Raw genomic sequence first — 7,537 nt, 5'->3', positions numbered from 1 at the left:
GGCGGGCACCCCCCGGGGGGGGGGCCCCGCCCCCAACCGCCCCCCCCCCCCCCCCCCCTGCTGGCTAACCCCCCCCCCCCACAAGGGGGAGGGTACGAAATCCCTCAAAACTCAATCCCCTGCTGTGCCTTCACGCCGGCCGAAAAATGATGCTTGGTCACGCCCATCTCCGTCACCAGATCCGCCGCCTCGACCAGCGCCGGCTTGGCGTTGCGGCCGGTGACGACGACATGCAGACCTTCGCGCCGCGCTTTCAGCGCCGCCACCACTCTGTCGAGATCGAGATAGTCGTAACGCAGCGCGATGTTTAGTTCGTCCAGCACGACGAGGCTGATCGAGGGATCGGCGATCAACTCCAGTGCCTTGGCCCAGGCGGCTTCGGCCGCCTTAATGTCGCGCTTCAGATCCTGCGTCTCCCAAGTGAAACCCTCGCCCATCGTGTGCCAGACGACGCGGCCGCCAAACGCCGCGAAGGCATCCTTTTCGCCGGTGTGCCATTTGCCCTTGATGAACTGGACGATTCCGACGCGCTTGCCATAGCCGAGCATGCGCAGCGCCAGCCCGAAGGCAGCCGTGGTCTTGCCCTTGCCGGGTCCGGTGTTGACGATCAGCAGCCCCTTCTTGACCGTCTTTTCCGCGACCTCGGCGTCCTGCACCGACTTGCGCTTGGCCATCTTGGCGCGATGGCGCTCTTCGTCTTTTGTGTCGATATCGGTCATCTCATTTCACCTTGAGCGGCAGCCCCGCCACCATCAGAAGCACCATATCAGCTACGACCGCGATCTGCTGGTTGAGCCGGCCGGCGGCATCGCGGAACCGGCGTGCCAGCGCATTGTCGGGCACGATGCCTTGTCCGACTTCGTTGGAGACCACGAACCACGGTCCGCGCGGCCGCGAAAGCACATCGGCCAGCCGCCGGCACTCCCCCTCTAGATCATGATCGGCCAGCATATGATTGGTCAGCCACAGCGTCAGGCAGTCGACAAGCACCGGCTGGTTGTCCGGCAGCGCCTCAAGTGCACCGGCAAGATCAAGCGGGGCGTCGATGGTCGCCCACCCCTCGCCGCGGCGCGAGCGGTGCTGCGCGATGCGCTCGCGCATTTCGCCGTCATAGGCTTGCGCGGTGGCGATATAAGCCCATGGCGGCGGCAACGCCGTCGCCAAACTTTCGGCATGCACGCTCTTGCCGGAGCGCGCACCGCCGATGATGAAGGTCAAACTGCGATCAGGCAAAGCTGTCGCGCAGGCTGGTCGCGGTGCCGGTGAAGCGCGCGCGCACTATGCCGACAACTGCGCCGAGCACCACCCAGAACACCAGATTGGTCAGCGTCACCGCCACCACGAACTGATGATGCAGGCCCTCCGGGATCGGCGTTACAAAACTGTCAGGCTGCGGCGCGCCGACAATATGCGGGGCGACGATCAGGACGACGGCGAGCACGGTCAGGGGCGCCGACGTGCGGAAGGTGATAAGGGCAAGACCGATCGCCGTTGCCATCACCGTTGCCCACCACCAGATCTGGCGCTGCATGAGATCGGCCGCCGGCATTGCCGGCAGTTCCGGCGGTAGGCCGAGTCCCGGCGCCAGCGTGAACACGGCAAAGCCGGCCAGACCCCAGAACACGCCCTGGCGCCAGCTGCCGATGCCGCCGGCGAACTCGGAAACCGCCACCAGGACCAGCGCGAAGCCGATGCCGGTGACGATATTGGCGACGACACTGAAGGCGAAGCGCTCGAAGCCGTCGGCCGGCGCCCAGCCTTCGTCCTCCGCCGGCGCGGCTGCTTCAGCCGGGGCTGCGCTGCTCACGGCATTTTCCGCCGGCGCGGCGGTGCTCATGGCATTGGTGTCCGCAGCGTTGGCGGCGGGCGCCGCGGCATGCTCATGCTCATGGCCGCCACCAGCCTTTTCGTAGACCTCCGCCTTGAGGATCAGCGGCACGGTGGCGTAGGCCTGCATGCAGGCGAGAGCGACACCGGCCACGAGCCCTGCGATCGCCGCGATGAACACGACGTTGCGAAACAGGTTCATGATGTCAGATCCTCGTCAGTGGCAGGGAAACGCCATCGAATGGCGATAGTCGTGCGCCGCATTGTGGACCGCATCGATGTGCGAGAAACCGACAACGCCGACGACGAAAATCCCCAGAAACGCGCTAAGCACGAGCTGCATGAAGCGCGACTGCGAGGAGACGGAAGCGCCGAGGGAGACGGAAGCGGTATTCATATCTTGTCCTTTCGCCCTCCACCCGAGGGCATCGAAGTCAGTTCCCTGTCGCCGGCAGGTCTCCTGGCTCGCGGATCAGCGCCCTTCCCCACCTTCCCGAAGAAAAAATCCTCAGTGGCTTGGAGAGGACTACCGCACACAGTTGCGGGGGCAGCCACGGCATTGGGCCAACAAGTCAGCCCTCACCGCATTCCCTCTTGGTCCCTAACGGAACCGACGACATGCATGACTATAGGCTGAAACGGCCGCATCCGGCAAACCAAATTCCGCCGGCGAACAGCGCGAATGCGCCATGCGGCGTTACGGGTTCAACGCGGTGATCCGCTCGGCAACCAGCCGCTGCAGCCGCCACAGATGGCGATCGTGAATGCCGCGCTCTTCAAGGTTTTTCACCGTGTTGTAGAGATAGTCGGCGCCCGATCCCCAGTGCCCGCAGGACGTGGCCAGCCTTTCGACGATCTTGCCTTCGTCGAGCGGGCCGGAATAGGTCAGGCCGTTGCGGTTGATCACGAAGGCCAATGCCCTGAGCGGTCCGGCCTCGCTTGCAAGCTTCAGCATGCGCGGCCGGTAGCTTGTCGGCTTCAGCGTGACTTCGCGCCGGAAAAGCCGGCCCAACTGCTCGCGCCGGTTATTGTCGGTCAGCCGAAAGGCGACGCCCTTGCATTGTCCGCCACGGTCCAGCGCCATCATCAGGCCGGGGCTGTCCTTGGTGCCGCGCCAGCGCGTCATGTTCATGCAAAAGGACCGATGCCAGCCGCGCGCCAGCGCAACGCGGTCCTCGACATAATCTATTTCCGGTTTCCAGATCAGCGATCCATAGCCGAACAGCCATAGCGGTTCGCTATCCGGGAGTTCGACCTGCAATTCATCCAGAAGCGCGTCATAGTCGGCTTCATCGAGATGCATCGCGCCCGGATCAGGCCCGGGGTCCCTGATCTCGCGCCAGCAGAGCGCGACCAGCTCCGGCGTAAGCGACATCTGTCGTGCGGCCACGTCCGAATCCCCCCAATTCCGAATGTCCCATGTCCACGACATGATTATGCGCCGCGCTTGCAACCGGCAATGCGGCACTCTGATTGACAAACGATTTGCCGGGGTGTCGGCTGACGCTTCATAGGAAGCCAGCCATGCATCCCAACCCGAGCGAGCGCGACCCTTATAACGGCCTGAGCCGGGCCGAACCGACGCTACCGTCATCGGCCTATTGGAATAGCGAGGCTTACCAGCGCGATCTCGACGCCATCTGGTACAAAAGCTGGCTGCTCGTCTGCCGCGAGGCCGATCTTGCCCAGCCTTTGGCATTCAGGACATTCCGCGTCGGCACGCAGGAAATCGTCGTGCTGCGTGACGAGACCGGCGAGTTGCGCGCCTTCCACAACACCTGCCGGCATCGCGGCTCGCAGCTTTGCCAGGAAAGCGAGGGCCGGCTGAAAGCGCGGCTCATCACTTGCCCCTACCACGCCTGGTCCTACTCGCTGCGCGGCGATCTCGTGCGCGTTCCCTCGAAATCTCTGCCCGAAGGTTTCGACAAGGCAGATCATCCGCTCTACCGGGTGGCGCTGTCGGTGTGGCGCGGCTTTGTCTTTGTGAACCTTCAGCAGGCGACGGCCGGCTCCGCCGAGACCTCCTTCGATCCCGCATCCGGCGACCTCGCCAACTGGCCGCTGGAAACGCTGGTATCAGGCCATGTCCTGCGCAAGGTGATGAACTGCAACTGGAAAATCTTCTGGGAGAACTTCAACGAGTGCCTGCATTGCCCAGGCGTCCACAAGGACCTGTCTCGGCTGGTGCCGATATACGGCCGCGGCCTGATGAGCCGGCACGACGACCCCGACTGGGTCCGCCATGCCGACAATGACGCACCGGAGTTTTCGGGTGGCCTGCGCGCCGGCGCCGAGACCTGGTCGCGCGACGGACATGCCCATGGCCCGGTCTTCCCGGGCCTGTCGCCGGCCGAGCGTGCGGCCGGACAGACCTATGCCACCAGCCTGCCCTCGATGTTCATCGTCGGCCATGTCGATTATGTCAGGACGGTGCGACTGATGCCGCTCGGTCCCGAACAGACCGAACTCACCGCCGAGTGGCTGTTCGCGCCCGAGGCGCTGGCTGGGACGGACATCGACAATGTCGTCGCCTTCGGCACCCAGGTGCTGGAGGAGGATGCCGCGATCTGCGAGATCAACCAGAAAGGCCTGCGCTCGATGCGCCACCAGGCCGGCGTGCTGATGCCGGAGGAGTACGATCTGCACCGCTTCCACAACTGGGTGCGCGAGCGGCATGCAGCGCTTGAGGCAACCGCCTGATCGGCGACTAAAGCGACTTTGGCAGATAGCGCCAGGTGATAAAGCCGCAAACCGCGGCCAGAATGCCCAGCGTCACGAACACCGAGCCGAGGCCGAAAAACGCCAGCACCACCGAATAGACCAGCGGCGGCGTCAGCTCGGAAAAGTCGAGATAGGTGCGGTAGACCGCGGCCATCTGCGCCCGCTCATAGGACCGCACCGAGCGCATGAAGGCGGTCGAGCCCAGTGCATCGAGCGCGATGGTGAAGAAGGCGCCGCAGAGCAGGAAAAAGCCCGTAAGCAGCGGCGCGGTAGTGCCGACCGCGCCCGCCGCAAGCAGCGTCGCCGACATCGCGAAATAGGCGAAGGTCATGGTGCGCCGGCCGCCGAAGCGTTTTCCCGCTTTGCCCCAGAAGATCGCCATGAACAACAGCGCATTGCCGGCCGAAACCAGCAGGCCGCCGGCAAGCTTGCCCTCGCCGGTAATCACCATGAACAGCGACCCGTAGACGAAGAACGTCGTCCAGAAGCAGGAGCGGCCGAAGGCGATCAGCCAGGCCAGCCTGAGCCTGGGTTGTGCTACGAAGCGGCCGATATTGGCCAGCGGATTGGCCGGCCGTGTCTTGCCCGGCCGGATCGACCGGTTGTCGCCCAGCCTGTAGGTCCAGAACAGCGCCAGCAAGGCCAACGCAAACACCGCGACCGCGCCATGCGCGGCATAGATGCCGTAGCGTGTGTAGAGGAAGATGCCGAGTGTCGGCCCGCCGGTCCAGGCCAGCATCGACCACGCCATGCGCAGCGATTCGGCCTGCATGAAATCGGTCTTGCGGATGTGGTCCATGATGTAGAGGTTGAGCGTGATCGACAGGGCGCTCGCCCCCATGACGCGGCACAGCATGCCTGTCAGTTGCCCGGCAAGCGTGTGGGTGACGAAGAACAGAGAGCCTATCGCCAGCAGGCAGGCGCCGGCGGTATAGACCCAGCGCCGGGCAAACCTGCGGATCAACATCGGCATGAACAAGGTCACCGACAGGCCGAGCAGCGCCACGATGGTGTAGAGGATCGAGACGATCTGCTCGTTGTGCAGAATCTCATAAGCCTGGATCGGGATGACGCTCGATACCGTGGCGCGGGCGAAGGATTCGACCGCATAGAGCGAGGCGAAGGTGCGCGCATCCGCCGGACGCAGGGCTGGCAGCCAGATCGGATGGCGCACATGGGTGGACATTTGATCCCCAAATCAGACTCGCAGCCCAAATCTGCGCTGGCGCTTCCTCCGCCGGTAACAGGAAACCGACCCCTTCCCGGCAAAAAGCAAATTCGGCCAAAGGCTTTCCGGCTCTGGCCTAAAGCGCCGCCCGATGCAGCCGCACGGCATGACCCGGAGCGTAGAGGGCGGCCTTCTTTTGTCCGGTGCAACCGTGATAGTCGTCTTTGGGGCTGAATCAGATCGCGAGACCATGAGCATCCATACCGCACCCCCTGGAGATCAACTGAAGCGAGATCAACCGAAGCGCATCGTCGCCATCGATGTCGTACGCGGCATCGCGCTGATCGCCATGGCGAGCTACCACTTCACCTGGGATCTCGAAAATTTCCACTACACCGACCCCGGCCTCACCGCCGTCGGCTGGTGGAAGATCTATGCGCGCTGCATCGCCTCGACCTTCCTGTTCCTGGTCGGCGTCAGCCTGTTTCTCGCTCATGGCAGGCAGATCCGCTGGACCGGCTTCTGGAAACGTTTTGCCATGGTCGCCGTCGCGGCCGCCGCTATATCGGCGGTCACGTACTTCATCACGCCGGACAGCTTCATCTTCTTCGGCATCCTGCATCAGATCGCGCTGGCCAGCTTGCTCGGCCTTTTGTTTCTGCGGCTGCCTTCCTGGCTGACGCTGGTCGTGGCGGCGGTGGTGATCGCAGTCCCCCTCTATCTCCGATCCGAAGCCTTCGATCATCCGGCGCTGTGGTGGGTCGGCCTGTCGGCGATCAACCCGCGCTCCAATGATTACGTGCCGCTGTTTCCCTGGTTCGGCGCCGTGCTTCTCGGCATCGCCGCGGCAAAGTTTGCGTCCACCACTGGCCTGCTGGCGCGGCTGGCCACGCTGGGATCAGGAAGCTGGACCAGGCCGCTCACCTTCATCGGCCGCCACAGCCTGGCTTTCTACCTGATCCACCAGCCGCTGCTGTTCGGCTGCGTCTGGCTGTTCTCGCAGATTGCGCCGGCGCCCGTCGAAACAAGGGAAGTGATCTTCCTCAAGGAATGCCAGGTATCTTGCGAACAGCAGCGCGACACGGAGTTCTGCACCAGCTATTGTGTGTGCATGCTGGACACGCTGCAAAGCGAAGCGGCATTCGACCGGCTCTACAATGGCGACCAGACCCCGGAGTTCAAAGCGCATCTCGGTGAACTCGCCGGCATCTGCACCGCAAGGACGGAGGAGAGTCCGATGACGCAGGGAGGGCAACAATGACTGACAAGCTGGCAAAACCCCGGCTGGCAAAACCCGATCTACCGAGACCACGGCTGATCCCGTGGCCGCCACTGATCTACATCGCCGCCATCGCCATCAGCATCGTGCTCGGCCTGTTCTATCCCCTGCCCTGGATCGGCGACCTCTTGGGCGACCTTTTGTTTGCCGCCGGCTTTGTGGTGCTGTTTGCCGTCGCAGCCCTCTGGTTCACCGCTATCCGCACCATGATCCGGGCCAAAACGACGATGAACCCCAATGGCGTGCCGGAGCATCTGGTGACGTCTGGCCCGTTCGGCGTCACGCGCAACCCGATGTATCTGGCCAACACGCTGCTTTTGATCGGCGTCGCCTTCGTCTCGGGGATCGTATGGTTCCTGCCGCTGGCTTTGATCGCGGCATTTGCAACGCAGAAGGTCGCCATCGAGAGCGAGGAGAAGGTGCTGTTCGCCAAATTCGGCAAGAAGTACCGCGACTATGCGAAGCGGGTCAGGCGCTGGATCTGAGGCGGCGTGGCAGGGGTGTATACCTTGGCGATTAGCTGGCGCATCCGTCTCTTCGTC

General features: G+C 63.7%; 9 protein-coding genes and 1 riboswitch. Of the genes, 3 read left to right on the top strand and 6 right to left on the bottom strand.

The window, feature by feature from the left end; translation table 11 throughout:
- Window positions 1-104: 104 nt before the first annotated feature.
- From cobO to NKJ75_RS13000, 5 genes are all read right to left on the bottom strand, one after another.
- Window positions 105-719, bottom strand: coding sequence for a cob(I)yrinic acid a,c-diamide adenosyltransferase (gene cobO, locus NKJ75_RS13020; protein ID WP_352499761.1), 615 nt, complete (start codon window positions 717-719; stop codon window positions 105-107).
- Between the two features lies 1 nt (window position 720).
- Complete coding sequence (cobU, locus tag NKJ75_RS13015; RefSeq protein WP_023700360.1) at window positions 721-1,233, bottom strand: bifunctional adenosylcobinamide kinase/adenosylcobinamide-phosphate guanylyltransferase; 513 nt, start codon at window positions 1,231-1,233, stop codon at window positions 721-723.
- Window positions 1,226-2,029 carry a CbtA family protein gene (locus NKJ75_RS13010; RefSeq protein ID WP_352499760.1) on the bottom strand — a complete coding sequence of 268 codons (804 nt, stop codon included), beginning with the start codon at window positions 2,027-2,029 and terminating at the stop codon, window positions 1,226-1,228. The genes cobU and NKJ75_RS13010 overlap by 8 nt, the downstream gene beginning before the upstream one ends.
- Before the next feature lie 15 nt (window positions 2,030-2,044).
- Window positions 2,045-2,224, bottom strand: a complete 180-nt coding sequence (locus NKJ75_RS13005) for a CbtB domain-containing protein (RefSeq protein ID WP_023670784.1) — start codon at window positions 2,222-2,224, stop codon at window positions 2,045-2,047.
- A gap of 36 nt (window positions 2,225-2,260) precedes the next feature.
- Window positions 2,261-2,457: riboswitch (cobalamin riboswitch) on the bottom strand.
- Window positions 2,458-2,524: 67 nt separating this feature from the next.
- Complete coding sequence (locus NKJ75_RS13000; RefSeq protein ID WP_352499759.1) at window positions 2,525-3,217, bottom strand: gamma-glutamylcyclotransferase; 693 nt, start codon at window positions 3,215-3,217, stop codon at window positions 2,525-2,527.
- 134 nt (window positions 3,218-3,351) lie between these two features.
- Here NKJ75_RS13000 and NKJ75_RS12995 point away from each other — a divergent pair, with 134 nt between their 5' ends.
- The gene (locus NKJ75_RS12995) at window positions 3,352-4,527 is read left to right on the top strand and encodes an aromatic ring-hydroxylating oxygenase subunit alpha (RefSeq protein WP_352499758.1); all 1,176 of its coding nucleotides are present in this window, start codon (window positions 3,352-3,354) and stop codon (window positions 4,525-4,527) included.
- Between the two features lie 7 nt (window positions 4,528-4,534).
- Here the strand turns inward: NKJ75_RS12995 and NKJ75_RS12990 are convergent, their stop codons facing one another.
- Entirely contained in the window at window positions 4,535-5,734 is a 1,200-nt protein-coding gene (locus tag NKJ75_RS12990; protein ID WP_352499757.1) for an MFS transporter, read from the bottom strand.
- Window positions 5,735-5,966: 232 nt separating this feature from the next.
- Here NKJ75_RS12990 and NKJ75_RS12985 point away from each other — a divergent pair, with 232 nt between their 5' ends.
- Together NKJ75_RS12985 and NKJ75_RS12980 are read left to right on the top strand one after the other, a co-directional pair.
- On the top strand, window positions 5,967-6,977 hold the full coding sequence (locus NKJ75_RS12985) for a heparan-alpha-glucosaminide N-acetyltransferase (protein WP_023690977.1): 1,011 nt from the start codon (window positions 5,967-5,969) through the stop codon (window positions 6,975-6,977).
- Window positions 6,974-7,480 carry a methyltransferase family protein gene (locus tag NKJ75_RS12980; protein ID WP_352499756.1) on the top strand — a complete coding sequence of 169 codons (507 nt, stop codon included), beginning with the start codon at window positions 6,974-6,976 and terminating at the stop codon, window positions 7,478-7,480. Before NKJ75_RS12985 ends, NKJ75_RS12980 begins: the two co-directional genes overlap by 4 nt.
- Window positions 7,481-7,537: the final 57 nt, after the last annotated feature.

The sequence above is a fragment of the Mesorhizobium sp. M0058 genome (genome assembly GCF_040323095.1).
In the GTDB taxonomy this organism is placed as follows: domain Bacteria; phylum Pseudomonadota; class Alphaproteobacteria; order Rhizobiales; family Rhizobiaceae; genus Mesorhizobium.
Note: the sequence above shows the minus strand (reverse complement) of the source record. Positions and strands in the feature narration are given on the sequence as shown.

Excerpts from the sequence above, each read along its gene's own strand:
- cobO (WP_352499761.1), bottom strand. The coding sequence starts at position 719 with ATGACCGATATCGACACAAAAGACGAAGAGCGCCATCGCGCCAAGATG.
- NKJ75_RS13010 (WP_352499760.1), bottom strand. The coding sequence starts at position 2,029 with ATGAACCTGTTTCGCAACGTCGTGTTCATCGCGGCGATCGCAGGGCTC.
- NKJ75_RS13005 (WP_023670784.1), bottom strand. The coding sequence starts at position 2,224 with ATGAATACCGCTTCCGTCTCCCTCGGCGCTTCCGTCTCCTCGCAGTCG.
- NKJ75_RS12995 (WP_352499758.1), top strand. The coding sequence starts at position 3,352 with ATGCATCCCAACCCGAGCGAGCGCGACCCTTATAACGGCCTGAGCCGG.
- NKJ75_RS12990 (WP_352499757.1), bottom strand. The coding sequence starts at position 5,734 with ATGTCCACCCATGTGCGCCATCCGATCTGGCTGCCAGCCCTGCGTCCG.
- NKJ75_RS12985 (WP_023690977.1), top strand. The coding sequence starts at position 5,967 with ATGAGCATCCATACCGCACCCCCTGGAGATCAACTGAAGCGAGATCAA.
- NKJ75_RS12980 (WP_352499756.1), top strand. The coding sequence starts at position 6,974 with ATGACTGACAAGCTGGCAAAACCCCGGCTGGCAAAACCCGATCTACCG.